The sequence below is a fragment of the Burkholderia sp. SCN-KJ genome, from assembly GCF_024656005.1.
GTDB lineage: Bacteria > Pseudomonadota > Gammaproteobacteria > Burkholderiales > Burkholderiaceae > Burkholderia.
On record NZ_JANKOG010000017.1, the window covers coordinates 63,135 to 89,882 of the forward strand.

The following is a 26,748-nucleotide window of genomic DNA, read 5'->3' on the forward strand; positions in this document are numbered from 1 at the left end:
CGCCACTTCAGGTCACTCTTCGTCCATCAACCGGACCTTGACCCGCTTGCCCTTGATCTTCCCCGCATTGAGCTTGCGCAGCGCGTCGCGCGCGACGCCGCGCTCGACCGCGACATAGGTCGAGAACTCGGTCACGTTGATCTTGCCGATCTGCTTGCCGTCGAACCCCGCGTCGCCGGTCAGCGCGCCGAGCACGTCGCCCGGGCGGATCTTGTCCTTGCGTCCGCCGAGGATCTGCAGCGTTTCCATCGGCGGCAGCAGCGTGTCGTTGCCGGCCGGCTTCAGTTCCGCGAGCGGATGCCATTCGACGTCGCGCTTCTGCGCCTGCTCGATCGCGCCGACGCGGCCCATCTCGTCCATGCTGGCGAGGCTCAGCGCCCAGCCTTCCTGGTCCGCGCGGCCGGTGCGGCCGATACGGTGCACGTGCACTTCGGGGTCGGGCGTCACGTCGACGTTGATCACGGCCTCGAGCTGCGCGATGTCGAGCCCGCGCGCGGCCACGTCGGTCGCGACCAGCACCGAGCAGCTGCGGTTCGCGAACTGGATCAGCACCTGGTCGCGCTCGCGCTGTTCGAGCTCGCCGTGCAGCGCGAGCGCGTGGAAGCCCTGCGCGTGCAGCACGTCGAGCAGGTCGCGGCATTGCTGCTTGGTGTTGCAGAACGCGATCGTGCTCACCGGCCGGTAGTGGTTCAGCAACTGGCCGACCGCGTGCAGCCGCTCGGTTTCCGTCACTTCGTAGAAGCGCTGGCGGATCTTGCTGTCGTCATGGCGCTCCTCGAGCTTCACTTCCTTCGGATTGCGCAGGAACTGCTGGCTCAGCTTCGCGATGCCGTCCGGGTAGGTCGCCGAGAACAGCAGCGTCTGGCGCGTCGTCGGGCACATGCGCGCGACTTTCGCGATGTCGTCGAAGAAGCCCATGTCGAGCATCCGGTCGGCTTCGTCGAGCACGAGCGTGTTCAGCGCGTCGAGCTTCAGGTTGCCGCGGTCGAGGTGATCCATGATCCGGCCCGGCGTGCCGACGACGATGTGCGCGCCGTGCTCGAGGCTCTGCGCCTGCGGGCGCATCGGCGTGCCGCCGCACAGCGTCAGCACCTTCACGTTTTCCTCGGCGCGCGCGAGGCGGCGCACTTCCTGCGCGACCTGGTCGGCGAGCTCGCGGGTCGGGCACAGGATCATCGCCTGCACGTCGAAGCGGCGCGTGTCGAGGCGCGCCAGCAGCGCGAGCGAGAACGCGGCGGTCTTGCCGCTGCCCGTCTTCGCCTGCGCGATCAGGTCCTGGCCGGCCAGCGCGATCGGCAGGCTCGCGGCCTGGATCGGCGTCATGTCGACATAGCCGAGCTGCGCGAGGTTCGCGAGCGTGGCGGGCGTCAGCGGCAGCGCGCTGAAGGGCGTGGCGGTCGGCTGCGTCATTCGAGGTCCCCGAGGTAAGGCTTGCCTTCCATCTGTTCGTAGGCGACGTTGCCTTCATCGTCCTCGAAGCGTTCTAGATAGTTGCGCGCGCCGCACAGCGGGCAGCGGAACAGCAGCCCCTGGCCTTCGTCCTTGATGACGACGTCGGACGTTTCCCACTGCGTGCCGCAGCTCTGGTTTCGGCAAGTAAACACGGTCTTTCTCCAGCTGAATTCGGTTGGTGGCGCGCCCGGGCGGGCGCGGCAACGAAGTGCGGCGCTCGCGCGGCTCGGGCGCGGGCCGCACCGGCGGTCGCGTGGACCGCGTCGATGCGGATGGTGGATCGGTGGCGACGGTGTCGCGCGTGCCCGCAATTCTAGCGGATGCGGGACGGTGGCTGGGGCGACCGGCCCCGCGCGGCCCGCAGCGGGCGATCGGCAGCGGTTCGGCTGGCGGCGGAGGGCCGGTGGCGGACGGCCGGTGGCGGAGGGCCGGTGGCGGACGGCCCCGGCAGCGGGCGATCGGCCGTGGTGCGGCCGGCGGTATGGCAGCCGGTGAAGCCTACGCAGGACGCAGCACGCTGCGCCGTCCGCATTCGCGATGAAAAACGGCCGCCCCGAAGGGCGGCCGTGCGATGCGGCGAAACGGGACCGGACGCGTTACAGCGCCATGTCGGCCGCCGCCTTCGCGGGGCGCGCCGGAGCCGTGCCCGTCGCCTGCGACGGCGCCGTCAGGTCGATCTTCGGCGGCGGCGACAACTGCAGCACGCCGCTCGTATAGGTCCATTCCTCGACAACCTTCGCCGGGCTGTCGTTCAGCTTCGTGCCGTAGCTCGGCACGATCTGGCGGAGCTTCTGCTGCCATTCGGGCGTCGCGACCTTGTCCTTGAACACCTTCTGCAACAGGCTCAGCATGATCGGCGCGGCCGTCGACGCGCCCGGCGATGCGCCGAGCAGGCCCGCGATGCTGCCGTCCTGCGAGCTGACGATCTCGGTGCCGAGCTTCAGCACGCCGCCCTTCTTCGGGTCGCGCTTGATGATCTGCACGCGCTGGCCGGCCTGCCACAGGCGCCAGTCTTCCTTCTTCGCGTCCGGGAAGTATTCCTTCAGCGCGTTGAAGCGGTCGTCGTCGGACAGCATCAGCTGTCCGGCGAGATACTCGACGAGCGGGAATTCGTCGACGCCCACGCGCATCATCGGCGCGACGTTGTGCAGGTTGGTGCTCTTCGCGAGGTCGAAGTACGAGCCGTTCTTCAGGAACTTGGTCGAGAACGTCGCGAACGGCCCGAACAGGATGATCTTCTTGCCGTCGATGATGCGCGTGTCGAGGTGCGGCACCGACATCGGCGGCGAGCCGACCGACGCCTTGCCGTACGCCTTCGCGAGGTGGCGCTTCACGACCTCGGGGTTGTCGGTCACGAGGAACGAGCCGCCCACGGGAAACGCGCCGTAGTCCTTCGCCTCGGGGATGCCCGACGCCTGCAGCAGGTGCAGCGCACCGCCGCCCGCGCCGATGAACACGAACTTCGCCTCGACGGCCTGCGGCGGTTCATCCGAGTGCAGCTTGACCCACGACACGTGCCACGTGCCGTCCGCGTTGCGCGAGATCTCGCGCACTTCGCTCGACAGCGACAGCGTGAAGTTCGGCTGCGTCTTCAGGTAGCCGACGAACTGGCGCGTGATCTCGCCGAAGTTCACGTCGGTGCCGATCGGCGTCCACGTCGCCGCCACCTTCTGGTTGCGGTCGCGGCCTTCCATCATCAGCGGCACCCACTGCTTGATCTGGTCGTAGTCTTCCGAATACTGCATGCCGCGGAACAGCGGGCTCGCCTGCAGCGCGTCGTAGCGCTTCTTCAGGAAGCGGACGTTGTCGTCGCCCCACACGAAGCTCATGTGCGGCGTCGAGTTGATGAACGAGTGCGGGTTCTTCAGCACGCCCTGCCGGACCTGCCAGGCCCAGAACTGGCGCGAGATCTGGAACGACTCGTTGATCTCGATTGCCTTCGAGATGTCAATCTTGCCGTCCGCCTTCTCCGGCGTGTAGTTCAGCTCGGCGAGCGCGGAGTGGCCGGTGCCCGCGTTGTTCCAGCCGTTCGAGCTTTCCAGTGCGACGCCGTCGAGGCGCTCGACCATCGTCATCGACCAGTCGGGCTGCAGCTCGTGCAGCCACACGCCGAGCGTCGAGCTCATGATGCCGCCGCCCACCAGCAGGACGTCGACCTTCTTCGTATCGGCGGCATGCGCGGACGACGTCGCGACGCACAGCGCGAGCGCCGACAGTATTACCCGTAACGTTTTGATCACAGCAGATCCCTTTTTCAACTTGGATGCATCGGTTTGCCATGCCGCCCGGCCGATGCGGATTCGCAACCGGATCGCGCATCCGGAGATCCGGACCGCGAATCCGGAATTCCGGATCGACCGCGTTCGCCGTTGCATTTGCGCACGCGAAGCCGTTGCGAAGGACACCTTCGGATCGGCTTCATGTGCTCGTGCAATCAGCTGCTTCACGGTCGTGCGACGGGCGCGCAGGCCCTTGCTGCGGGCCTCGCCGGAAGGCGTTTCAGGCCGCGTCGAAAGCGGCCGCGCGCAATGCGTTCCACGGGGCGGGATGGCAAGGGGCGCGTAATATAACCGAACTCGATTGCCGTGTCGCTCGCGCGGAATATCCCTGATTTCGTGGGGTTTTTTGTGTGTCCGGGTTTCCGGAATGACGGTGCGCGGAACGGGAAAAACGGCGGGATCGGCGGGGCGAAACGCGCGCGACGGGCATGACGCGCATCGCGCTCGCGCTTCATCGGGGCGCGACGTTGCATCGCGACCCGGTCACATCGCATTACTTCACTTCGCTGCGCCGTTCCGGCAGAACTGCTCGTACCCCTGCGCCGAGTTCGCGAAACCATGCGCCTTCGCGAGTTCCCACGGGCGCTCGCATTGTCGGGTCGCTTCGCACCACGCATAGCCGGCCGAGCCGATGCAGCCGTGCGCGTCGCGATCGCCGCCGACCATCGGCGGGGCGGTCTCGGCAGCCTGGGCGGTCTGCGTGCCCTGCGTGTCCTGCCCGGCGACATTGGGTGGAAGCGGGGCAGGCGGTTGCGTCGCGCACGCGCCCAATGCAAACGCGAGAGCGATCGCGGCGGCAAGCGGCGCGGAAGGAATGCAATGTTTCATACGGTAGCGCTCCATGGGATGAAGGTCGACAGCGGATGCCCGTGCGAGGGCGCTTGATCGATCACGCATCCGGCACCGGCACGCGCGACGAGAACTTGACCTCGCGCAGCGCGAGGCTCGACTGGATCGACGACACGCCAGCCTGCTTTCGCAGCACGCGTTCGACGAATTCCGCATACGTGTCGAGATCGGCGGCGACGACCTGGAGAATGTAGTCGGCCGCGCCGGTGATCTTGTGGCACGACGTCACTTCGTCGTGACGCCGCATCACGTCCTCGAAGTGATCCGAATCCTGGTCCGAATGCATGTTGAACGTGACCTGCACGAACGCGAACACGTTCATGCCGAGCGCGCGGCGGTCGAGGTTCGCCTGGTAGCCGGTGATCACGCCTTCGTCCTCGAGCCGCTTGCGCCGCCGCCAGCACGGCGTGACGCTCAGCGCCAACCGTTCGCCGAGCGTCGCGTTGGACAGCGCGCCGTCTTCCTGCAGCAGGCGGAGCATCGCGCGATCGACGCCGTCCAGCTCCACCGAAGCGCGATTTTTGCTCATTTCCGGGTCTCCGTAGACGGTTTTCTCAAAATTGTACGAAACGAAGAGTTGAAAAGCAAAGTTATTGCCGGCTGGCCTCAATAGACTGTTGCCACCCCTCACAGCCTTCACTGCAACGGTCAACCATGCTCACGGTCTACAGCAGCGATCACCATCTGCATCGCGGCGTCGAACTGAAGGACGGCGCGATCACCGATTCGTTCGAGAACCCCCTTCGCGCCGAAACGGTGCTCGCGCAGGTCCGCGCGGCCGGCCTCGGCGACGTGATCGCACCGCGCGCGTTCGACCGCTCGAGCTATGCCGGCGCGCACAGCGCGCGCTATGTCGACTTTCTCGCCGGCGCATGGGACGAATGGGCCGCGACCGGCCGCACCTGCCAGGCGCTGCCGCTCGTGTGGCCGGTGCGCGCGATGCCGTCGGCGGCGACGCTGCCGGACTTCATCGACGGCAAGTTGGGCTTCTTCTCGATGGATGCCGGTGCGCCGATCAACGCCGGCACGTGGGACGCGGTGCGCGCGAGTGCGAACTCGGCGCTCACCGGCGCCGACCTGCTGTCGAACGGCGGCATGCGTGCGGCGTTCGCGCTGTGCCGCCCGCCCGGCCACCATGCGGGCCGCGAGTACATGGGCGGCTACTGCTATCTGAACAACGCGGCGATCGCCGCGCAGCACGGCATCGCGAGCGGTGCGGCGCGCGTGGCGGTGCTGGACGTCGACTTCCATCATGGCAACGGCACGCAGGACATCTTCTACGAGCGTTCGGACGTGTTGTTCGCGTCGCTGCACGGCGAGCCGGCGGTGTCGTATCCGTACTTCTCGGGCCATGCCGACGAGCGCGGCGCGGGCGCGGGCGAAGGCTTCAACCTGAACCTGCCGCTGCCGAAGGGCACGCAGTGGGACACCTACTCGGCGGCGCTAGGCCACGCCACTGCCGCGATCGCGAAGCACGCGCCCGACCTGCTCGTCGTGTCGCTCGGCGTCGACACGTTCGAGCACGATCCGATCAGCCATTTCAAGCTGCGCTCGCCCGACTACCTGCGGATCGGCGAAGCGCTCGCGCGCCTGAACCTGCCGACGCTGTTCGTGATGGAAGGCGGCTACATGGTCGAGGAAATCGGTATCAACGCGGTGAACGTGCTGCTCGGCTTCGAAGGGCGCGCGTGAGCGCATCGCTTTGCCTGCAATCGACGATGGTATGGATCACGAACCAACAGAGACAAGGAAGGAGACGAACATGAATCGGCATCGGAACAAGACGGCATGCGCGGTCGCTCTGGCGTGTGCACTATTCGCGCTGTCCGCGCACGCGGACGAGATCGTGCGCATCGGGCACGTCGCGCCGCTGACCGGCGCGATCGCGCATCTCGGCAAGGACAGCGAGAACGGCGCGCGGCTCGCGGTCGAGGAAATCAACGCGAAGGGGCTCGTGATCGGCGGCAGGAAGGTCACGCTGCAGCTCGACGCGCAGGACGACGCGGGCGACCCGCGCACCGCGACGCAGGTCGCGCAGCGGCTCGTCGACGACAAGGTGGTCGGCGTCGTCGGCCATCACAACTCGGGTACGTCGATTCCCGCATCGCGCGTCTATCGCGACGGCGGCGTCGTGCAGATCTCGCAGGCCGCGACCAACCCGACCTACACGCAGCAGGGCTTCAAGACGACCTATCGCGTCGTCGCGACCGATGCGCAGCAAGGGCCCGCGCTCGCGATGTATGCGGCGAAGCACCTGGGCATCAGGACGGTGGCCGTGGTCGACGATTCGACCGCGTACGGGCAGGGCCTCGCGACCGAATTCGAAAAGGCGGCGAAAGCGGCCGGGATGAAGATCGTCTCGCGCGATGCGACCAACGACAAGGCGATCGACTTCCGCGCGATCCTCACGAAGGTCAAGGGCGAGAACCCCGACGCGATCATGTACGGCGGGATGGACGCGACCGGCGGTCCGCTCGCGAAGCAGGCGCGCCAGCTCGGCATGCGCGCGAAGATCCTCGCCGGCGACGGCGTGTGCTCGACCGACCTGCCGAAGCTCGCGGGCCCGGCATCGGACAACGTCGTGTGCTCGGAAGCCGGCATCGCGCTCGAGAAGATGCCGGGCGGCGCGGCGTTCGTGAAGCGTTACGAGGCGCGCTATCGCCAGCCGATGCAGGTGTATGCGCCGTTCTCGTACGACGCGGTGTACATCATCGTCGACGCGATGAAGCGCGCGAACTCCACGGAGCCGGCGAAGGTGCTGGCCGCGATGCCGGCGACCGACTATCGCGGCGTGATCGGCGAAACGAGCTTCACGCCGCAGGGCGACCTGAAGCACGGTGCGATCTCGGTATTCACATACAAGAGCGGCAAGAAGGCGCTGCTCGATATCGTCAGGATGTGACGCGAGCGGGGCGCACGACGCAGCGCGCCATGCGCGCTCGTGCGCCCCGACGTCTTACGACGCCTGTACGCGGCGCGGGTCGGCCCGGCGCTGCTGTTCGGCGTCATGCACGATGTGCAGTTCGCGCGTGCGGATCGGCAACGCGCAGTCCGCCTCGGCGAGCGTCTTGCGCACCTGGCGCGCGAGGCGCCAGCGCATCGCCCAGAACTTGTCGGTATGCGTCCACACGCGCATGTTCGCGATCGCCGTGCTGTCGTCGAAGCGCATCACCATCACGTCCGGTGCCGGTTCCGTCAGCACGTCGGGATCGGCTTCGGCCAGCGCGCGCAGCGCGTCGAGCGCACGATCGATGTCGTCGTGCACCGACACTTCCACCTCGAGATCGAGACGGCGCGTCGGATTGCGCGTGTAATTGCGGATCGCGCTGCCCCACAGCGCGCTGTTCGGCACGTATTCGCAGATGCCGTCCGGCTTCGTCAGCCGCGTCATGAAGAGGCCGACTTCGTCCACCGTCCCCGCGACGCTCGAGCCGCCGTCGATGTAGTCGCCCACCTTGAACGGCCGCAGCAGCAACAGCATGATGCCGGCCGCGATGTTCTGCATCGTGCCCTGCAAGGCGAGCCCGATCGCGAGGCCGGCCGCGCCGAGCACCGCGACGATGCTCGCGGTTTCGATGCCCAGCTGCGACAGCGCGCCGACGATCGCGACGATGCGGATGCCCCACACGGCGACGTCGCAGAGGATCGGCCGCAGCGTGTCGTCGACGCGCTCCTTGTTCGCGAGCAGCCGGCTCAGCCAGTTGCCGATGCGTTTCGACAGCCACCAGCCCGCGACGAGCAGCGCGAGGGCGGCGCAGAGCCTGAGCGACAGCGTGGACAACGCGTTCCACAGGAACGTCCAGCGTTCCGGATGAAGATGATCGAGAAACATGACGGGATTCCGGGTTGAGGACAGAAGGCGCGACGGGCGGCGCACCCGCCGTGGCCGGGCGGGCAGGCGCGCGTGCGCGGGCAACCCTCGACTGTACAGCCATGCGCGGTGTCACGCGACCGAAGGGGCGCATCCCGCGCATTTTTTGCAGCGATTTTTATCTTTCGTTCATGTACTAAGACAACGTCTGACCAAATCGGATTGGTCCTATTCAGCGATGTTGGTCGCGCCAGTACACTCGCCTCCAGGCTACCGGATCGCGACGCTCTTTCCTCCGCGATACCCGGTTGATTTCCAGTTTTCATAGATAGCGAGTGACGACGCGATGCGGTTCGACCTGTGTTTACGTCTCGCACGCGAACGAGGTCGATCCGCGCAACGCGGTGCCATCCGCTTTCCCATTCGCCGCGCGCTGCTGCGCGGTGTCGTTGCGGCGGCGTGGCTTGCCGGCACACAGGGCGCGATGGCGCTGGCATCCACCGATGCCGAGCCGTCCGCGCCCGTGGCGGCGCAAGCGGCCGACCTTGTCGACGTGCCTTTCTTCAATTCCGCTCGCACTGTCTGGGGCGGCTTGCTTGCGTCGACGGTGATTCCGCGCATCGTGGCGGATTCGGAGGCGGTGCGTGTGCGTGCGGAGGCCTATCCCGGCATGTTCGTCGTGCGTGCCGGCGCCTGTGCGCCGTACGTTGTCCTTTGCGATGCGGCGCGGGGTGCGATCGAGCGCGGTTACGCAGGGCGTTTCGATTATGGGTTTGCATCGCATCTGCCCGCGATCGGCGCGCCTTCGGCATTCGCATCGCGTCGTGTCGATCTGGCGGCCGCGCAACCGTTCGTGCTCGCGGAGCAGGAGAGCGGCACGCGGGCCGGTGCGATCACCGGCAGCCTGCGTGCGTCGCTGGCGCGTGCCGAATTGCCCGACGGTGTCGTGGCGCAGCTGACGCGCATGTTGGCCGGTCGTATCGACCCGAAGCGGCACGGCGCGACCGGCGACACCTTCCGTGTCGCATTCGAATCCGATGACGACGCGGCACTGCCGGGCGGCGTGCGCGTGACGGCGCTCGACATCCGCTTTCGCGGCCAGCGCGTCGCGGCCGTGTGGTTCGCCCCCGGAGCGGGTGTACCGGGCGCCTATTACGATCTCGACGGCATGCGGTTCGAAGGCACCCGGTTCGCGATGCCGGTCCGGTCGACACGCACCAGTTCGCGCTTCGGCGCGCGCGTGCATCCGGTGACCGGCGCGCGCCACGTGCATTCGGGCGTCGATCTTGCCGCGCCGACAGGGCGCGCCGTCCACGCCTCCGAGCGCGGCGTCGTGACGTTCATCGGCACCGAGCCGCGCGGTTACGGCAAGTATGTGGTGATCCGTCATGACGGTGGCTATGCGTCGTACTACGCGCACTTGTCGGCGTTCGAGCCCACGCTGCGAACCGGTGCGCGGGTTGCCCGCGGCCAACGGGTGGGCGCGGTCGGCAGTACCGGGACCGCGACCGGCCCGCATCTGCACTTCGAGGTCCGGCAACACGGCCGTCTTGTCGATCCGATCGGCCTCGTGCAGGCGGCAAAGGCAGCGAAACTGAAGGGTGAGCAGCGTGTCGCGTTCAACCGCGTGGCCTACGCCGCGCGCACGCAGTTGGCCGCGGCCAGCTTGACGGCGCCGCTCGCGACGTCACAACGTGGCGCCCGGCATGACGGCTGATGTCGCGACGTCGCCCGTGCTCGCCCGGCGTGCCGGGTGCAGGCGCGACCACGTCATGTTTCAGGCTATCCATCCGGTGCTTGTGATGCCCGTGTGCGATGTTCCCGGCGGGCATCGGAAGCAATAAAGGCAAGCGCCGGGCCAATCAGCGCCCGGCGCTTGCCTTCCGTTTAACGGTCAGCCCGTCAACCCAGCGGCCAGTTCAGGATCGCGATGCCGTCGTTGTAGTCGCCGTCCGTACCGTCTTCGGAGCCGACCAGCCCGAAATAGGTCTTCTTGAAGATGTCGACCTGGCGCGAACCGATCTTCGACGGCTTGCCGTTCGCCGTCACGACCACGCGCACCTTCCCCTTGCCCGAGTTCACGATCTGCGTGTTCAGGTTCGCGTCCTGCGTGCCGGCGCCCTGGAACGTTGCGGCCGGTTTCGGGTTGTCGTCGACGAAGACTTCGATCGTCTGCTGCGCGGCCGAATTGACGAGCGCCGTCACGCCGAATGCAATGTTCGGCGGCAGGTTGAAGATGCCGTCGCGTTCGCCACCGCCGGTCGTCGTGGTGTCCGGCTGCGTGGGTTGCGGCTGCGGTGTCGCCTTCGAGAAGTAGTTGACCACAGCACCGACGCCGAATTTTGCCGCCGCGCCGGGCAGCACGCCGGGCGCGCCGGCCCACGTCACCGTGCAGGCGATCACCTGCCCGGCCGCATCGGCCTTCACCTTGTTCTGCCAGCTGCCGACGTCGAAGCTGTACGGGATCGTTGCAATGTCGACGAACACATCGTATTGCGGCAGCTTCTCCACGAGCTGCGCGGTCATGAACTGACGCATCCGGTCGAGCACGGCCTGGTCGCCGTTCGATTGCACGGCGGTTGCATCGTTGCCGGCGAGTTGCAGCAGGGCGTACAGATCGTCATGGGTAAACGGTTGTGACATGTCTTCCTCGTCTTGATGGAATGTCTCGCATCGCGCGACCGGTGAGCGGATCTCGCCGTCGTCGCGCGCGGAGCGCGGCGTGGGACTGCAAATGACTGCTCGAATGAATCGATTCGCAACGGGTGGCCGGCGCGGTTGGCCCCGTCGCCATTGCGCGTTCGACGGCGGCGCGCACGCGTTGCCGCGCCGCGCATCGTCGGGTTCAGCCCAGCGGCCAGTTCAGGAACACGATGCCGTCGTTGTAGTCGTCGTCGGTGCCGTCTTCGGAGCCGACGATTCCGAAGTACGACTTCTTGAAGAGATCGATTTGCCGCGAGCCGATGCGCGACGGCTTGCCGTTCGCCGTCACGATCACGCGTACGCGCCCCTTGCCGGAGTCGAGCACCTTCGTGCCGAGGTTCTGGTCCTGCACGCCCGCGCCCTTGAACGTGACGGCCGGTTTCGGGTTGTCGTCGATGTAGATGTCGATCGTCTGGTCGTTCGCTGCATTGGTGAGTGCGGTCACGCCGAACTTGATGTTCGGCGGCAGGTTGAACGTGCCGTCGCGTTCGCCGCCGCCGCCGATGTTGCCGGCGCCGCCGCCGGTTTCGGTGCCCTGATTCCCGCCGCCTTGCGACGACGACTGCGCGGCCGTGTCGCCGATTGCGGAAATGCTCGCGTACGAATCGATATGCATCGCGCTGCCGCGCACGCTTTTCCACTGCCCTTTCACGAACGTGACGCCGCTGCCGACGTCGATCGTCGCGACGAGCGTGAACGGCATGCGCCCGGTGCTTTCGGGCACCTTCGACGAATAGGTGAAGCAGCCGTCCGCGACGACGCCTTTGTCCGTCGCGATCGCGAAATAGATGCCGGGGAAATTGTTGCCGGTCGCGTACGGCGTCGGCACGTTGAGGATGACCTGCAGTTTCCCGTCGCGAATCTCTGCGTTGGCGATGTCGATATGCAGGCCGGGGATGTCGACGTACGTCTCGGACGTGACGACGGGTGCGCTGTTGATCGAAGCCGAAAGGATCGGCATGGAAGTCTCCTGTGATAACGCTGTTTTGGATTGGGGTGCTGCGTGAGGGCCGCTTGATGGGCGCGAACCGCCGGCCGGCCCGACGACGGCGGGCCGGCACGGCGCGGCCGCCACTCGTGCGTCAGGTCAGCCGATCGGCCACTGCAGCACGACGATGCCGTCGTTGTAGTCGCTGTCGTGACCGTCTTCCGACACGACGATCCCGAAGTTGACCGTGAACGGCGAACCGTCCGATTTCTTGCCGCTGATCGGCGCGAGGCGCGCATCGGTGGCCGACGTCTTGTCGTTTACCGTCACTTCGAAGCGCAGCTTGCCGTTGCCCGAATTCAGCGTGGCTTCGCGCGGGCCGTCGCGCGTGGTCAGTTTGTGATAGGCGGCCGGTTCCTTGCTGTCGCCGATGAACAGCTTGATGTGCTGCTGCTCGGCAGCATTCGCGAAGAAAATCGCGCGGAAGTCGGTGTTCGGCGGAATCGAAAACTCGCCGGCGCGATTCGAAGACGTTTGAGATTCGGCCATGCTTTCCTCCTGGAAGTCGATGGATAAGGCACTTCACCGTGTCTCGCTAACGCTTGCAGTTTCAAACACGGTTCAGTCAGCATGGCGAAAAATAAATGAAAAAATATTCGGCCGGGAATGGGAATCGTTCAGAAAATCGGAAACCGAAACAGTCCGATTTAATGGTGAAAATTCAATGGAGTGCCGTTCGATATATCTCGGAAATTATATCGATGCGTGTCACGCTTTTTTGAATAATGGCGGGGTGTGCAGGCGGGAATGACGGGAATGGCAAGAGGATCCGGTTTCGGCGCAGACGCTCGGCGTTCGCATATGGCAGCGTGTTGTTTCAACATCGTCTTTCCCCGTCGTGGCCGCGCCCACGGCCACCATCAGGCGCCCGCGCCGAAGCCGGATCGCAACGAAGCGGGGTGCGCCGCCGACGAAGCTCAATGACCGGCTCACTCCGAACTTGAACAGGACACTTCACCGGCACCGCACCCGACGAAGCATATCGGCCTGCTGTCGCGGCGCCTATCGGACGAGGCTGATTTTTGCGCGCGATATTGCCAAGCGCGGCCTGATATACCTGACAGGCGATCAATTCCGAGATTAGCGGTATCGTGCAAGACGCGCGTGCGCGCGCTATTCGGCGGCATTATTCATTCAATCGGCCCTTTACCGGGCCCTCACGAGGACAGTGCGATGACGAAACCCGATAGTCTGAAAGGCGAGATCAAGGGACAGGCACAGGACGCAGACCGTCACAACCTGGCGCGGCCCGCCGTGAACGGCGCGTTGTGGGCGCGCGGCCTGACGACGCAGCGCGTGGCCGACCTGTTCAGGACCCTGCCCGGCCTCCCGGGGCACTGGATGCAGTTGCAGAACGAGGTCAACGCAGGGAACCGCTATTTCTACGGTGTCCAGAACGGTCACCAGACGACCGACGAAGGAAAGGAACTGATTCGCTGGATCGCCGATGCGGTGGTCAGCGCCGCACAGAAGGCGGGATTCGATTTCCCGTTGCAGCAGCTCAGGTTTACCGCCGACACTGGGTGGCTGAAGCTTCAGCGCGTGTCGGGACGGGTGATGGTGTTGTCGAGGCCGTAAGCGTCGCCGATGGTGGTCGAAGTGCCGGCGTGTCGGCGATCGAGTCAGCCGCGGCTGCGGGAACGCGCGCTGCCATCGACGATCGATCGTGGCGTCGAGCAGGAGGCCGACGGCATCACTGACCGAAACGCTGCGCCACCGCATCCTTCAATCGCGCGGCGGTGAGCTCGCCCATGTGCGATTCGACGAGTTCGCCTTTCGCATTGAAGAACAGCGTCGTGGGCAGCCCGCGCGATCCGTACGCATGCATCGCATGCAACGACGGATCGAGCAGCACGTTGTCGAAGCGCAGCCCCTGCTGTTCGAGGAACGCGCGCACGGCCTGTGCGTTTTCCCCCTGGTTGAGCATCAGCACCGTGAGGCCCGGGTGATCGCGTTGCGCCTGTTCGAGGAGCGGCATCTCGCGCCGGCACGGTGCGCACCACGTCGCCCACAGGTTCACCACGACCGGCTTGCCTGCGAAGCGTTGCGGCAGGACGGGCGTCGCATCGAGCGTTTCGAGCTGCAGCGCGGCGAACGGCGGCGCGGTGCGCTGCAGTGTCGCCAGCGTGCCTTGCGCGATGCCCCACGCGGCGAGGCCCGCGACGATGCCGGCCGCCACGGGTTTGCGCAGCGCGGGCAGGCGACGCAACCGCCAGACGGCGAACGCCAGCGCGGCGGCGATACCGATGCGCCAGTCGAAGCCGCCGTCACCGAGCGCGACGATGGCGCGCGGCGTCGTCGCGTAGTCGCGCCACCATTGCGCGACATAGCCGATACGCGCGGCGACCAGCCCGAGCAGCAGCACGTCGAGGATCAGGCTCGACGCGCTCTTGTGATGTCCATCGGGCGGGCGGCGCTGGATGAAGCGGGCAACGAGCCGCGCCAGCAGCGCGGCGGCGGCTACCGCGACGACGCGGATCGAGAAGGGACCGATGCTCAACATGGGGAGAAAAGGGTGCGGGGATCGTGGATCGACCGGCGAACGCGATGCCGTCGACGGTCATGTGACGTTTCGACCCTACCGGGCGCACGCGGGTTCCCTTCGCGACCGCGCGCGCCATGCGCCGCCCGACGCGTCCGAATCGCATGCCGGGCGCCGGCATTCAGGAGGACGTTGCTTTCGTCGAAGTCTCGCGACGCATCAGGCCGACCGACGATCGCGCAGGTCCGGTAATTACTGCCTGTTTCCGCTCGAGCCGGTAGGCGCACCGCCAAGCCGGTACGCGGTAAAGAATTCGTACCACGGCGAACCTTGTCCGGCCGGCACGCCGAGTGCCGACGTCCGCTGCTTCAAGGCCGTGAATACGTCGTTGATGCGCGCGGCCTGTTCGGCATCACTGAACGGACGCGGCTTCGCCCTGCCGGCCGCGAATGCGCCGTAGGCGATCGCGAGCAGGCGCGCGCCGTCGTCGATCGAGGCGACGGACCCGTTGATCGCCTCGACGAAGCGCGGCCGGTCCGCTTCTCGCGATGCGGCGATGCACTGAAACACGATCGCCGACACTTCGTGCAGGTCGCTCGCGCGCAGCAATGCCGGCAGGCGCGCGGCGATCCGGTCGGCCGGTTCCTCATGCAGCGCGGCGGCGAAGTCGAGCACGGCGGCCATTGGATTGCCGTCCTGCTGCACGCGATCGAGCGTCGATGCGGACGCCGCCGCCGCCTGCGCGACGTCGCCGGGCGCGCCGCGCAGCACGTCCGCGACCTGCTGCTGCCACGCCGGAAAGATCATCCGCACGTTGCCGAACTGCTCGCCGCCTTGCGCGGCCGGATTCCACCGATAGACGATCGTGCCGCCGTGAATGAACGGCGAATACAGATGCTCGGGTGTTTGCGGCAGCGGCCGTCCGTTGATCGGCAGCCATGCGAGCGTGAGCCAGTCGTAGCGGCCGGTGGCGGGCACCGCCGGGCTGGAACTCGCGATAACCTGCCAGGTGCCGCGGTTCGCGTAACGCCGACGCGCGTCGGGCACTGTGACGGTTTGCCGTTTCGCGGTATCGAAGTAGGTATTGCCGGTCACGTTTTTGCCGCTGTCCGGCGCCGGCGTGAGGGTGGCGATGACCCACGATGCACCGTCGGCCGAACGGTAGTCCGACGGCTGCAGCGTGGCGACGTCGTGCACCATCCGCGTTTCAGCGGCGACGGGGCTCGGCGGCAGATCGGCGGGGCCGGCGACGATACTCGGCATGGACGTTCCTCGGAATCGGGGGGTATCGGCACGCGCGCCGAACGCGAACGATGTGCGGCGGCGCATGTCGTCTGTCGTAACCACTGTAGAACGCCGCCGCCGGAAACGGAAACCGGCCGCGGCGGCCTCGAGCCGCGCAACGCGCTCACGCGCACCGCCGCTTCGGCTTACCATGCGCATCCTGGGCCAGCACGACGAACACCGATCGGGAGCGAACATGACCGACAGCAAAGCCATCACGGAACACTGGACGCACGTCGCCGACCAATGGATCGACTGGGCCGGCAGGCCGGGCCACGATGCATTCTGGAAGTATCGCGAGGGGTTGGCGGCCTACCTCGGCCGCGGCACCGGCCGCGCACTGGAGATCGGCTGCGGCGAGGGCCGCGTGAGCCGCGAGCTGAAGGCGCTCGGCTACGACGTGACCGCGAGCGACGCGGTGCCCGCGATGCTCGACGCCGCGCGTCGCGCGGCATCGGCGCACCGCTACGCGCTCGCCGATGCCGCCTCGCTGCCGTTCGATCCGGCCAGCTTCGACATCGTGATGGCATACAACGTGCTGATGGACCTCGACGACATGGCGGCCGCGTTGCGCGAGGCACGTCGCGTGCTGAAGCCGGGCGGGCTGCTGTTCGTGTCGCTCGTGCATCCGTTCCGCGATCGCGGCCGTTTCGCGGGGCCGCAGCCCGACGCGCCGTTCGTGCTCGAAGGCACGTATTTCGGCAGCGAGCATTTCGAGGGCGTGGAAACGCGCGACGGGCTGTCGATGCACTTCGCGGGCTGGTCGCTGCCGCTCCAGGCCTACATGGATGCGCTGGAGGCGGCCGGCTTCGCGATCGTGTCGCTGCGCGAGCCGCCGCCCGATCGCGTCGACACGGACACGCTGAAGCAGTGGTCGCGCGTGCCGCTGTTCCTGTGGATCAAGGCGCGGCCGCTGGATTGAAACCGCCGCGGCCGCGCGGCGTGCGGCCTGCGGCACGCCGCATGATCAGCGCGGCAAGACCTTCCGGTAGATCACGAATCCGGTTTTCTCCGCGACGGTGTCGTAGAGCCGCATCGCCGTGCGATTCGTCTCGTGCGTCTGCCAGTACACGCGTTCGGCGCGCTGCGCTTGCGCGGCGTCGTACACGGCTTCGATCAACGCGCGGCCCACGCCCTTGCCGCGTTCGCGCTCGAGCGTGAAGAGATCCTGCAGATAGCAGGTCGGCCCGGCCAGCGTCGTGCTGCGGTGATACAGGAAATGCACGAGCCCGACGAGCCGGCCGTCGCGTTCCGCGACACGCGCATGCACGGGCTCGTAGCCGTCGAAGAAGCGCGACCACGTGAGCCGCGTGATCTCGCGCGGCAGCGCGGTATCGCCGAAGCGGCCGTAGAAGCGGTTGTAGCCGTCCCACAGCGGCAGCCAGTTGTCGAAATCGTCTTCGCGCACGGGGCGTACGGTCAGGCCGGTGTCGGTAGCGTTCATGGTCGCGAACCTTTCGAGGATGGATGGAATGAAGCGTTGCCGGCACGGCCGGAAACGCGCGCAGACCTCTACGATAGAAAGTTCGTGGCACCATGTGTAGACCCATGACATCGATACATTCTGGAGCCACGATGGATTACGCGTTGCTGCTGTCGACCTTCGAGCGCGAAGCGGGGCCGCACGCGGCCACGCGGATGTCGCAGCAGCAGCGGCTGTACGCGTGCCTGCGCGACGCGATCCTGAGCGGCCGGATCGCCGAGGGTACGCGGCTTGCCGCATCGCGCACGCTGGCCGACGAGCTCGGCATCGCGCGCAACTCGGTGCTGTACGCGTACGAGCGGCTCGCATCGGAAGGGTTCGTGACCGGCACGCGGCAGGGCACGGTGGTCGCCCGGATGGGGTTGCGCGGGTCGCAGGTCGCCGCCGCGGCGCCCGCCGGCGCTACGGCGGTGCTGTCGCGGCGCGTCGCGCAGGCCGAGCGCGCGACGAGCGGCCTCGACGAATCGCTGCCGTTCATGCCGGGCGTGCCGGCCGTCGACGCATTCCCGCTCGCGCAGTGGCGGCGCTGCATCGAACGCGCATGGCGCTCGGCGGGGCCGGCGCAGCTCGGCTATCAGTCCGCGGAAGGCGACGCGGTGCTGCGCGACGCGATCGCCGGCTATCTGCGCGCGTCGCGCGGTGTGCGCTGCGACGCCGCGCAGGTGATCGTCACCGACGGCACGCAGGGCGCGCTCGACCTGTGCGCTCGTGCGCTGGCCGACGCGGGCGATGTCGCATGGATCGAGAACCCCGGCTACCACGGCGCGCGCAACGCGTTTCTCGCGGCCGACCTGCGCGTCGAGCCGATCGGCGTCGATGCGCAGGGGCTCGCGCCGCATCCGGACGACTGGCGCGATCGTCCGCCGAAGCTCGTCTACATCACGCCGTCGCACCAATATCCGCTCGGCGCGGTGATGAGCCTCGAACGGCGGCTCGCGCTCGTCGCGCAGGCGCGCGCGGCCGGCGCATGGATCGTCGAGGACGACTACGACAGCGAGTTCCGCCACCACGGCACGCCGCACGCGGCCGTGCAGGGGCTCGCCGACGACGCGCCGGTGATCTACCTCGGTACCTTCAGCAAGGTGATGTTTCCGGCGTTGCGGCTCGGCTTCATGGTCGTGCCGCCCGCGCTTGCGCAGCCGCTGCGCGACGCGGCGGGCGCGCTGATGCTGCAGGGCCGCGCCGTCGAGCAGCGCGCGCTCGCGGATTTCATCGACGCCGGGCATTTCACGCGGCATCTGCGGCGCATGCGCCGCGTGTATGCCGAGCGGCGCGACGCACTGCACGACGCGCTGGCGCGGCGGTTGCATACGCGGCTGACGGTGTCGGGCGGCGCGGGCGGCATGCATCTGTCCGCGCGGCTCGACGTGCCGGTGGCCGACACGGAACTGAGCCGCGTCGCGCAGGCGCACGGGCTGATCCTGCGGCCGCTGTCGTCGTTCTGCCTGCCGGGTACTGCAGCGGGTTACAACGGGCTCGTGCTCGGCTATGGCGGCGTGCCGGCCGAGCGGATGGACGCGCTCGCGCGGCGGATCGGCGAGATGATCGACCGCGTGCTGGCCGCGCGGTGATGGCCGTTGCGCCGTGTCGTCGCTACGTCGCTACGTCGTCGCGTCATCGCGTCACTGCATCGGAGCGCGACGGTCCGCTGCTCCGCTTACCCGCGCATCGGCGGATTGAGCCGCGCGAACGCGTCCTGCCGGCGATACGGGAAGTGCGGATACGGCGCTTCGATCGCACTTGCCGCATCGAGCTTCGCGACCTGCGCATCGGTCAGCGACCAGCCGAGCGCACCGAGGTTCTGGCGCAACTGTTCCTCGTTGCGCGCGCCGATGATCACCGACGACACGGTCGGGCGCTGCAGCAGCCAGTTCAGCGCGATCTGCGGCACGGTCCTGCCGGTTTCCTCGGCGATCGCGTCGAGCGCGTCGACCACGTCGTACAGCCGTTCGTCGTCGACCGGCGGCCCGAAGCCGGCCGTATCGTGCAGGCGGCTGCGTTCCGGCAGCGGCGCGTGGCGGCGGATCTTGCCGGTGAGCCGGCCCCAGCCGAGCGGGCTCCACACCAGCGCGCCGAGGCCCTGGTCCGCGCCGAGCGGCATCAGGTCCCACTCGTAGTCGCGCCCGACGAGCGAGTAGTAGACCTGGTTCGCGACGTAGCGCGACCAGCCGTGCCGGTCGGCTAGCGCGAGCGATTTCATGATCTGCCAGCCCGCGAAATTCGACACGCCGATGTAGCGCAGCTTGCCCGCGCGCACCAGGTCGTCCAGCGTCGACATCACTTCCTCGACCGGCGTGGCCGCGTCGAACGCATGGAGCTGCAGCAGATCGATGTAGTCGGTATCGAGGCGGCGCAGCGCGTCGTCGACCGCGCGGATCAGCCGTGTGCGCGACGTGCCGGCGTCATTCGGGCCATCGCCGGTCGGCAGGCCCGTCTTGGTCGAGATCAGCACCTGGTCGCGCCGGCCGTGGATCGCGGCGCCGAGCACGCGCTCGGATGCGCCGTCCGAGTACACGTCGGCGGTGTCGAACAGATTGACGCCGGCCTCGAGGCAGATGTCGACCAGCCGGCGCGCTTCGTCGACGCCCGTGTTGCCCCAGGCGCCGAACAACGGGCCGGTGCCGCCGAACGTGCCTGCGCCGAAGCTCAGCGCGGGAACCTTGAGGCCGGAGCGGCCGAGCGTGCGGTATTCCATGGCGGGTGTCCTTTCGTTGTCGAGGCCGGCGCGAACGAGCGTCGGCAAGGTGAGCGTTCACTCTAGCGCTTGCGGTTCATCCGGATAATTGGGCAGACTTCGAAAATATCCTTCGGAGGAAGCGAAGAATGCTGCTCGACAACCTGGCGCTGTTCCTGCGCATCGTGGAGAAGGGCGGGCTGGCCGCGGCCGGCCGCGAGGTCGGCCTGTCGCCGGCCACGGTTTCGGAGCGGCTGACGGCGCTCGAGCGCCACTACGGCGCGGCGCTGCTCACGCGCACGACCCGCGCGATCAGCCTGACCGACGAGGGCCGCACGCTGGTCGCGGGCGCGCGGCGCCTGCTCGCCGAGGCCGACGAACTCGAAAGCCGCGTGCGGCTCGGCGCGCAGACGCTGTCGGGGCCCGTGCGGCTGAGCGCGCCGGCCGACCTCGGGCAGGCGCGCGTCGTGCCGGTGGTCGACGCATTCCTGGCCGAGCACCCGGGCGTCACGGTCGACCTGCATCTCGGCGACGGCTACGTCGATCTCGTCGGGCAGGGGCTCGACTTCGCGATCCGTCGCGGCCAGCTCGCGGACAGCGCGCTGCGCAGCCGCTCGCTCGGCCGCTCGCGCCGCGTGGTGTGCGCCGCCCCTGCGTATCTCGCCGCGCACGGCACGCCGCGGCATCCGGCCGAGCTTGCCGCGCACGACTGCATCGTGATGCGCTTCGGCCAGGAACTGTATGCCGAGTGGCCGTTCCGTATCGACGACGAACCGAAGCGCGTGACGGTGCGTGGCCGGCGCGTCGCCAACGACGGCGCGCTCGTGCGCGCGTGGTGCGTCGCGGGGCACGGGATCGCGCTGAAGTCGCTGCTCGACGTCGAGCAGGATCTGGCGTCCGGCGCGCTGGTCGAGATCCTTCGCGAGTTCTCGCCGGGCGAAGTCGACCTGCAGATCGTCTATCCGGGCGGTGCGGTGCAGCCGCGGCGCGTGCGGGCGCTGATCGAACGGCTGGCGCAGGCGTTGGCGGCGGGGTGAGCGCAACCGGATCGCGCCGCGGCCGATGCGGTTGCGCGTCGGCGTCCGACGCGATGACGCCAAATGCGGCGCGGTAGCGAAACGGGGCCGCTTCCCGCACGACCGCGAACGCAAGATCGCCCGCGAAGCGGGTTGTCCACGTTTCGTCATTTAGCTAATATTCAAAACGTCAAACGAGACCGGACCCATGGACGACGTCACCCGCATCAGCGCACTGGCCAACGAAAGCCGTCTGGCCGTGATGCGCTGGCTCAAGCAGCCGCGCAAGCATTTCCCGCCGCAGCCGCACGGCGACTTCGACGAGCTCGGCGTGTGCTGCACGTACATCACCGAGAAGCTCGGCATCGCGCCGGCGACGACCACGCGCCACATGCGGATCCTCGCGGATGCCGGGCTCGTGCGGGCGACGCGCGTCGGCAAGTTCACGTACTACAAGCGGATCGACGATGCGCTGCATCGGTTGGGCCGCGACCTCCTGCAACTCTGATCTTCACAGAGGCAATCGACATGGATGAACTCGCCCTGCTGGCCGATGCCGACCGGCGCGCGCAAGCGTATCTCGCAGCGACCGACGAACGGCGCGCCTATCCCGACGCGGCGGCGCTCGCGGGTCTTGCGGCCTTCGACGAGCCGCTGCCCGATGCGGGCCGCCCGGCCGACGACGTGCTGCGCCTGCTCGACGACAAGGGCACGCCCGCGACCGTCGCATCGAACGGCCCGAACTACTTCGGCTTCGTGATTGGCGCGACGCTGCCGGCCGCCGCGGCGGCCGAGCGGCTGATGCTCGCGTGGGACCAGTGCGCGTCGTCGTTCGCGAATTCGCCGGTGGCCGCGACGATCGAGCGGCAGGCCGCGCGCTGGGTCGTCGACGTGCTCGGGCTGCCGGAAGGCAGCGCGGTCGGCTTCGGCACGAGCGCGACGGCCTGCACGCTGGTCGCGCTGGTGGCCGCGCGGCGTGCGCTGCTCGCGCGCAAGGGCTGGGACGTCGACGCGGACGGCCTGATCGGCGCACCCGAGGTGAAGGTCGTGCTCTCCGAGCTCGCGCACATCACGGTGAAGAAGGCGCTGCGCGTGCTCGGCTTCGGGATGAAGCGCCTGATCGTCGCGCCGGTCGACGCGCACGGCCGCATCGACCCCGCGCAATTGCCGCCGCTCGACGACATGACGATCCTCTGCGTGCAGGCCGGCGAAGTGAACACCGGCGAATTCGATCCGTTCGCGGCGCTGATTCCGCGCGCGAAGGCCGCCGGCGCGTGGGTGCACGTGGACGGCGCGTTCGGGCTGTGGGCGCGCGCGTCGTCGAAGCGCGCACTGACCGACGGCATCGACGGCGCGGACAGCTGGACCACCGACGGCCACAAGTGGCTCAACACGCCGTACGACGGCGCGATGGTGATCTGCCGCGACGCGGCCGCGCTCGCGACCGCGATGAACAGCGATGCCGTCTACCTGAGCGGCGCGCAGGATGCGCAGAAGAACCTGAACCTCGAATTCTCGCGGCGTGCGCGCGGCATTCCGGTGTGGGCCGCGCTGCGTGCGCTCGGCCGCGCCGGCGTGGCGACGATGGTCGAGCGGCATTGCGCACAGGCCCAGCGCGTCGCGGACGGCCTGCGCGCGGCCGGCTACGACGTGCTGAACCGTGTCGTGCTGAACCAGGTGCTCGTGCGCGCCGGCACCGACGACGAGACGATCGCGATCCTTCAGGCCGCGCAGGACTCGGGCGACGTATGGTTCGGGCAGACCGTATGGCAGGGGCGGCCGGCGTTCCGGATCAGCGTGTCGTCGTGGCGCACGGAGGACGAGCACGTCGACCGTCTCGTCGCGTTGCTGACGACGCTGCGCGGCGTGCATGTGGGTTGAGCGGCGGCGGCGAATGCGTCGCGCGCGTGCCGCCGCCGCCGGCTATCCGTATCTGGAGATGTTCGGCTCGTCTGCGTGAAAATGTCGGACAATAATGCGGCATGCGCGCCGTGCCGGCCCGGGCGGCGCGCCCAACCGCAGCATTCACGCCGACGAGATCCCCATGTCCACGACACCTCCCCGGGAGCTGCTGAAAGCCGCCGACATCGCGAAGATGGAACCGACGCGCGCGGTGCATTCGCTCAATCCCAATGCCGTTCGCCTCAAACGACAGCTCAGCGACCTGACCGGCCTCACGCAGATCGGCGCGCACCTGCTCACGCTGATGCCCGGGCACGAATCGGCCGAGTATCACCGCCACCTGTACGAGGAAGAATGCGTGTACGTGCTGTCCGGCACCGGCTCGGTCACGATCGGCGAACGCACGTGCGAAATCGGGCCGGGCGATTTCCTCGGTTTTCCGCGCGGCGGCGACGCACACACGTTGCAGAACACCGGCGAGGTGCCGCTGGAACTGTTCATCCTCGGCCAGCGCCTCGAACACGACGTCTGCGAATACCCGAGAATCGGCAAGCGGCTTTACATCGCCGGCGAGCTCGAGGATTTCGTCGACCTGCCGAAACGGCCGTAGACGGCACGCATCCGCATCGGCCGTCGTCATGCTTATGATGCGGGAACGCCACTGACAGGATTCCACGCCATGGACGCGCCGCATCCGCCGATGAATGCCCCGATTTCCGAAACGGAACCTGAGACCGAAACCGTCGCCGAGCCGCGCGCGTCGCGCGTGCATCGGCCTGTCGCGCTCGTCACCGGTTCGACGTCGGGAATCGGCGCGGCCATCGCGCGACGCCTGGCGGCGGACGGCTACGCGCTGATCCTGCATTCGCGCAGTTCCGCCGACACCGGCCGCGCGATGGCGCGCGAACTCGGCGCGACCTACGTGCAGGCCGATCTCGCCGACGACGCGCAACGCGTGCGATTGATTCGCGACGCGCTGGCGGTGCACGGCCGCCTCGACGTGCTGGTCAACAATGCGGGCGTCAGCCGCGTGATTCCGCACGACGATCTCGCCGCCGCGACGCCCGACGTGTGGCGCGAGATGCACGAGATCAACGTGATCGCGCCGTTCCGGCTCGTCGCCGAAGCGCAGCCCGCGCTGCTCGAAGCGGCGTCGGGCGGGCGTGCCGGGTGCGTCGTCAACGTCAGCTCGCACGCCGGCGTGCGGCCGAAGGGGGCGTCGATTCCCTATGCGGCGGCGAAGGCCGCGCTCAATCACACGACGCGCTTGCTGGCGCGTACGCTCGCGCCGGCGATTCGCGTCAATGCGGTGGCGCCGGGGCTCGTCGACACGCCGCTGACCGCGGACTGGACCGACGCGCAGCAGCTCTGGCGCGAGCGCGCGCCGATGCGCCGTGCGGCGACGCCGGACGACGTCGCGCAGACGGTTGCGATGCTCGTTGCATCCGATTATGTGACGGGCGAGATCGTGATGCTCGACGGGGGAATGAACCTGACGTGACCGGTAACCGTTCTCGAGGTCAGCCGAGGTTCGACCGCAGCCGCGCGAGCGCCTGGTCGTGCGTGCGTTCGAACTTCAGCGGCGTGACCGCGATATAGCCTTCGCCGAGCGCGACCGTTTCCGAACCGGCATCGTCGTCGCGCGGTGCGCGCGCCAGTTTCAGCCAGTGGTATTCGATGTCGCGCGGATCGCGCCCCGACACGATGTCGACGCCTTGCAGCGTGCCGGCGCCCTGGTTCGTCACCTTCAGGCCGCGCACGTCGTCGGCCGGCCGCGCCGGGAAATTCACGTTGAGGCACGCGTCGCTGTCCCAGCCGGCCGCGACGAGCCGGCGAATCACGTCCGGCGCGTGCGTGAGCGCCGTATGCCACGGCACTGCGTTGCGGTCGACGAACGCCTGGCTCAGCGCGATCGCCGGCACGCCGACCAGCATGCTCGTCATCGCGGCGCCGACCGTGCCGGAGAACACCGTTTCGGTGCCGAGGTTCGCGCCGCGATTGACGCCGGACAGCACGAAGTCGGGCCGCGCGTCCTTCATCAGGTGGCTGACCGCAATCGCGACGCAATCGCCCGGCGTGCCGCGCACCGCAAAACGGCGCTCGCCCTTGCGATGCACGCGCAGCGGTTCGTGCAGGCTCAGCGAATGCGACGTGCCGCTCTGGTCCTCGGCCGGCGCGACGATCCAGACTTCGCGCGCCAGTTGCGTGGCGACCTGTTCGAGCACTTCAAGGCCGGGGGCGTCGAATCCGTCGTCGTTGGTGAGCAGGACGCGGTCGAACAGCGGGCGGGTTTCTTGCATCGGGACGATCCTCGCAGGTAGGCAATGAGAGGGGAAAGGCACCACAGGTACACCCGCAAGGCTAGCATCCCGTCGCGGCGCATGTCGTGTCATGCCGCGCCTCGCCGCACCTCGCCGCACCGCACCACCGCACCACTGCACCTCACCGCACCTCACCGCACCTCACCGCACCTCACCGCACCTCACCGCACCTCACCGCACCTCACCGAGCCGCACCGAGCCGCACCGAGCCGCACCGAGCCGCACCGAGCCGCATCGAGCCGCATCGAGCCGAGCCGAGCCGAGCCGAGCCCGGCGCCCGGCGCGCGGATACGAAAACAGGCGCATGGCGCGCCTGTTTTTCCGGTTCGATGTGCCGCCCGGGCGGCGAGGGGGACCCGCGTTACCCGATTACCCGAGCAGATGCCGCAGCAGGCCGGCCGACACGACGCCGACGATTACGGTCGGCAGGATCGACAGGCGCGTCGCCGCGATCAGCGTGACGGCGAGCGCAAACAGGTCGGCCGGGCGCGTCGACACGAAGGCGGGCGCGATCACCGAGATCAGCACGCAGCCGGGCACGTTCTCCATCACCGACGCCATCCGCGGGCTCAGCGTGCGGTTGCGCAGCAGCACGTAGCCGAGCACGCGCGACAGGTAGGTCGTCGACGCCATCAGCACGATGGTCGTCACCGTCGCGAAATCAGGCAGCATCGCGCGGCTCCCACAGCAGCGCGGCGATCAGACCCGCGCATGCGCCGGCCGCGACGTACCACGCGCCGGGCACCGCGAGGTGCGTGGCGGCCGCGACGACGAGGCTCACGAACCACGGACGGCTCGCGCGCATGCCTTTCCACATCCCGCGCAGCAGCACCAGAAACACGGCCGTGAACGCCATGTCGAAGCCGTATTGCTCGACGTCGCCGATCGTCGGGCCGAGTGCCGCGCCGAGCGTCGTCATCGAGATCCACGTCAGGTAGAGCCCGGAACACACGCCCGCGTAATAGGGGACGCTGATGTGCGTGGCCGAGCGCGAGCGCGCGTCGGCGAGCGACATCGCCCAGCTTTCGTCGCACATGAAGAACAGGGCGGCGAACGCGCGGCGGCGCGGCAGGCGCCGGATGTACGGCGCGAACGCCGCACCCATCAGGATGTGGCGCGAATTCACGAGGAACGACATCGCGACGATCAGCGCGATGTGCGGCGGCGACGTCCACAGATGGATCGCCGCGAATTCCGAGCCGCCGCCGAAGTTCAGGCCCGTCATCATCGGCACCTCGAACAGGCTCAGCCCTTTTTGCGCGGCCTGCGCGCCGAGCACCAGCGCGAACGGCACGAAACCCAGCATGACGGGCAGCGCCGCGCGCAAGCCGCGACCCATCTCGGCGACATAGGCGGGCTTGTCGCGAAGCCCGGTCGACGTTGAAACGCTACTGCTCATTACTCCTCCTTCGGGGGAGGAGGATTGTCTGCTTTTTTGACTCGAATCGGGTTGCGTTGCGGACCAATTTTCCAGAGAATTTGGCATCCAACGAGTGATTTGCGA

At 68.0% G+C, this 26,748-nt stretch carries 27 protein-coding genes; 11 read left to right on the forward strand and 16 right to left on the reverse strand.

Features of this window, described 5'->3' with window-relative positions:
* Positions 1-12: 12 nt before the first annotated feature.
* The 5 genes from dbpA to NQV17_RS25475 form a co-directional block, all read right to left on the reverse strand.
* Positions 13-1,410 (reverse strand): ATP-dependent RNA helicase DbpA, encoded by a 1,398-nt coding sequence (gene dbpA / locus NQV17_RS25455; RefSeq protein WP_257774352.1) that lies wholly within the window; start codon positions 1,408-1,410, stop codon positions 13-15.
* A complete protein-coding gene (locus NQV17_RS25460) occupies positions 1,407-1,604 on the reverse strand; it encodes a hypothetical protein (RefSeq protein ID WP_044845448.1) in 198 nt (65 codons plus the stop codon). The genes dbpA and NQV17_RS25460 overlap by 4 nt, the downstream gene beginning before the upstream one ends.
* 444 nt (positions 1,605-2,048) lie before the next feature.
* Positions 2,049-3,692: a malate dehydrogenase (quinone) gene (mqo, locus tag NQV17_RS25465; protein WP_257774353.1), complete on the reverse strand. Its 1,644-nt coding sequence runs from the start codon at positions 3,690-3,692 to the stop codon at positions 2,049-2,051.
* A gap of 537 nt (positions 3,693-4,229) precedes the next feature.
* Positions 4,230-4,559 (reverse strand): hypothetical protein, encoded by a 330-nt coding sequence (locus tag NQV17_RS25470; RefSeq protein ID WP_257774354.1) that lies wholly within the window; start codon positions 4,557-4,559, stop codon positions 4,230-4,232.
* Between the two features lie 61 nt (positions 4,560-4,620).
* Complete coding sequence (locus NQV17_RS25475) at positions 4,621-5,109, reverse strand: Lrp/AsnC family transcriptional regulator (protein WP_124487083.1); 489 nt, start codon at positions 5,107-5,109, stop codon at positions 4,621-4,623.
* 125 nt (positions 5,110-5,234) lie between these two features.
* On the opposite strand from NQV17_RS25475, the gene NQV17_RS25480 reads away from it, so the two are divergent.
* Positions 5,235-6,272 carry a histone deacetylase family protein gene (locus NQV17_RS25480; RefSeq protein ID WP_257774355.1) on the forward strand — a complete coding sequence of 346 codons (1,038 nt, stop codon included), beginning with the start codon at positions 5,235-5,237 and terminating at the stop codon, positions 6,270-6,272.
* 70 nt (positions 6,273-6,342) lie between these two features.
* Complete coding sequence (locus tag NQV17_RS25485; protein ID WP_257774356.1) at positions 6,343-7,482, forward strand: branched-chain amino acid ABC transporter substrate-binding protein; 1,140 nt, start codon at positions 6,343-6,345, stop codon at positions 7,480-7,482.
* 54 nt (positions 7,483-7,536) lie between these two features.
* On the opposite strand, the gene NQV17_RS25490 is transcribed toward NQV17_RS25485, so the two are convergent.
* On the reverse strand, positions 7,537-8,412 hold the full coding sequence (locus NQV17_RS25490) for a mechanosensitive ion channel family protein (protein WP_257774357.1): 876 nt from the start codon (positions 8,410-8,412) through the stop codon (positions 7,537-7,539).
* 325 nt (positions 8,413-8,737) lie between these two features.
* Between NQV17_RS25490 and NQV17_RS25495 the strand changes: the two genes are divergently transcribed.
* A complete protein-coding gene (locus NQV17_RS25495; RefSeq protein WP_257774358.1) occupies positions 8,738-10,108 on the forward strand; it encodes a M23 family metallopeptidase in 1,371 nt (456 codons plus the stop codon).
* 185 nt (positions 10,109-10,293) lie between these two features.
* On the opposite strand, the gene NQV17_RS25500 is transcribed toward NQV17_RS25495, so the two are convergent.
* The 3 genes from NQV17_RS25500 to NQV17_RS25510 form a co-directional block, all read right to left on the reverse strand.
* On the reverse strand, positions 10,294-11,034 hold the full coding sequence (locus NQV17_RS25500; RefSeq protein WP_257774359.1) for a fucose-binding lectin II: 741 nt from the start codon (positions 11,032-11,034) through the stop codon (positions 10,294-10,296).
* Between the two features lie 202 nt (positions 11,035-11,236).
* Positions 11,237-12,055: a fucose-binding lectin II gene (locus NQV17_RS25505; RefSeq protein ID WP_257774360.1), complete on the reverse strand. Its 819-nt coding sequence runs from the start codon at positions 12,053-12,055 to the stop codon at positions 11,237-11,239.
* A gap of 126 nt (positions 12,056-12,181) precedes the next feature.
* The gene (locus tag NQV17_RS25510) at positions 12,182-12,571 is read right to left on the reverse strand and encodes a fucose-binding lectin II (RefSeq protein WP_257774361.1); all 390 of its coding nucleotides are present in this window, start codon (positions 12,569-12,571) and stop codon (positions 12,182-12,184) included.
* A gap of 684 nt (positions 12,572-13,255) precedes the next feature.
* On the opposite strand from NQV17_RS25510, the gene NQV17_RS25515 reads away from it, so the two are divergent.
* A complete protein-coding gene (locus NQV17_RS25515; protein ID WP_044845438.1) occupies positions 13,256-13,660 on the forward strand; it encodes a hypothetical protein in 405 nt (134 codons plus the stop codon).
* Positions 13,661-13,775: 115 nt separating this feature from the next.
* Here NQV17_RS25515 and NQV17_RS25520 read toward each other — a convergent pair whose 3' ends face one another.
* On the reverse strand, positions 13,776-14,585 hold the full coding sequence (locus tag NQV17_RS25520; protein WP_257774362.1) for a TlpA disulfide reductase family protein: 810 nt from the start codon (positions 14,583-14,585) through the stop codon (positions 13,776-13,778).
* A gap of 231 nt (positions 14,586-14,816) precedes the next feature.
* Positions 14,817-15,827, reverse strand: a complete 1,011-nt coding sequence (locus tag NQV17_RS25525) for a hypothetical protein (RefSeq protein WP_257774363.1) — start codon at positions 15,825-15,827, stop codon at positions 14,817-14,819.
* A gap of 217 nt (positions 15,828-16,044) precedes the next feature.
* Between NQV17_RS25525 and NQV17_RS25530 the strand changes: the two genes are divergently transcribed.
* Positions 16,045-16,770 carry a class I SAM-dependent methyltransferase gene (locus NQV17_RS25530; RefSeq protein WP_257774364.1) on the forward strand — a complete coding sequence of 242 codons (726 nt, stop codon included), beginning with the start codon at positions 16,045-16,047 and terminating at the stop codon, positions 16,768-16,770.
* A gap of 45 nt (positions 16,771-16,815) precedes the next feature.
* On the opposite strand, the gene NQV17_RS25535 is transcribed toward NQV17_RS25530, so the two are convergent.
* Entirely contained in the window at positions 16,816-17,292 is a 477-nt protein-coding gene (locus tag NQV17_RS25535; RefSeq protein WP_044845435.1) for a GNAT family N-acetyltransferase, read from the reverse strand.
* 131 nt (positions 17,293-17,423) lie between these two features.
* Between NQV17_RS25535 and NQV17_RS25540 the strand changes: the two genes are divergently transcribed.
* Positions 17,424-18,902: a PLP-dependent aminotransferase family protein gene (locus NQV17_RS25540; RefSeq protein ID WP_257774365.1), complete on the forward strand. Its 1,479-nt coding sequence runs from the start codon at positions 17,424-17,426 to the stop codon at positions 18,900-18,902.
* 86 nt (positions 18,903-18,988) lie between these two features.
* On the opposite strand, the gene NQV17_RS25545 is transcribed toward NQV17_RS25540, so the two are convergent.
* Entirely contained in the window at positions 18,989-20,026 is a 1,038-nt protein-coding gene (locus NQV17_RS25545) for an aldo/keto reductase (RefSeq protein WP_257774366.1), read from the reverse strand.
* Between the two features lie 128 nt (positions 20,027-20,154).
* On the opposite strand from NQV17_RS25545, the gene NQV17_RS25550 reads away from it, so the two are divergent.
* The 5 genes from NQV17_RS25550 (at position 20,155) to NQV17_RS25570 (ending at position 24,424) form a co-directional block, all read left to right on the forward strand.
* Positions 20,155-21,042, forward strand: a complete 888-nt coding sequence (locus NQV17_RS25550) for a LysR family transcriptional regulator (RefSeq protein ID WP_124487070.1) — start codon at positions 20,155-20,157, stop codon at positions 21,040-21,042.
* Between the two features lie 187 nt (positions 21,043-21,229).
* Positions 21,230-21,529, forward strand: a complete 300-nt coding sequence (locus NQV17_RS25555) for a helix-turn-helix transcriptional regulator (RefSeq protein WP_040139054.1) — start codon at positions 21,230-21,232, stop codon at positions 21,527-21,529.
* Between the two features lie 20 nt (positions 21,530-21,549).
* Positions 21,550-22,902 (forward strand): pyridoxal-dependent decarboxylase, encoded by a 1,353-nt coding sequence (locus NQV17_RS25560; protein ID WP_124529302.1) that lies wholly within the window; start codon positions 21,550-21,552, stop codon positions 22,900-22,902.
* A gap of 163 nt (positions 22,903-23,065) precedes the next feature.
* Positions 23,066-23,533 (forward strand): cupin domain-containing protein, encoded by a 468-nt coding sequence (locus tag NQV17_RS25565; protein WP_044845430.1) that lies wholly within the window; start codon positions 23,066-23,068, stop codon positions 23,531-23,533.
* Positions 23,534-23,602: 69 nt separating this feature from the next.
* Positions 23,603-24,424, forward strand: a complete 822-nt coding sequence (locus NQV17_RS25570) for an SDR family NAD(P)-dependent oxidoreductase (RefSeq protein ID WP_257774367.1) — start codon at positions 23,603-23,605, stop codon at positions 24,422-24,424.
* A 19-nt stretch (positions 24,425-24,443) separates the two neighbouring features.
* On the opposite strand, the gene surE is transcribed toward NQV17_RS25570, so the two are convergent.
* From surE to NQV17_RS25585, 3 genes are all read right to left on the reverse strand, one after another.
* Positions 24,444-25,223: a 5'/3'-nucleotidase SurE gene (gene surE / locus NQV17_RS25575; protein WP_257774368.1), complete on the reverse strand. Its 780-nt coding sequence runs from the start codon at positions 25,221-25,223 to the stop codon at positions 24,444-24,446.
* A gap of 390 nt (positions 25,224-25,613) precedes the next feature.
* The gene (locus NQV17_RS25580) at positions 25,614-25,916 is read right to left on the reverse strand and encodes an AzlD family protein (RefSeq protein WP_374692746.1); all 303 of its coding nucleotides are present in this window, start codon (positions 25,914-25,916) and stop codon (positions 25,614-25,616) included.
* Positions 25,906-26,643: an AzlC family ABC transporter permease gene (locus tag NQV17_RS25585; RefSeq protein ID WP_044845427.1), complete on the reverse strand. Its 738-nt coding sequence runs from the start codon at positions 26,641-26,643 to the stop codon at positions 25,906-25,908. Before NQV17_RS25585 ends, NQV17_RS25580 begins: the two co-directional genes overlap by 11 nt.
* Positions 26,644-26,748: the final 105 nt, after the last annotated feature.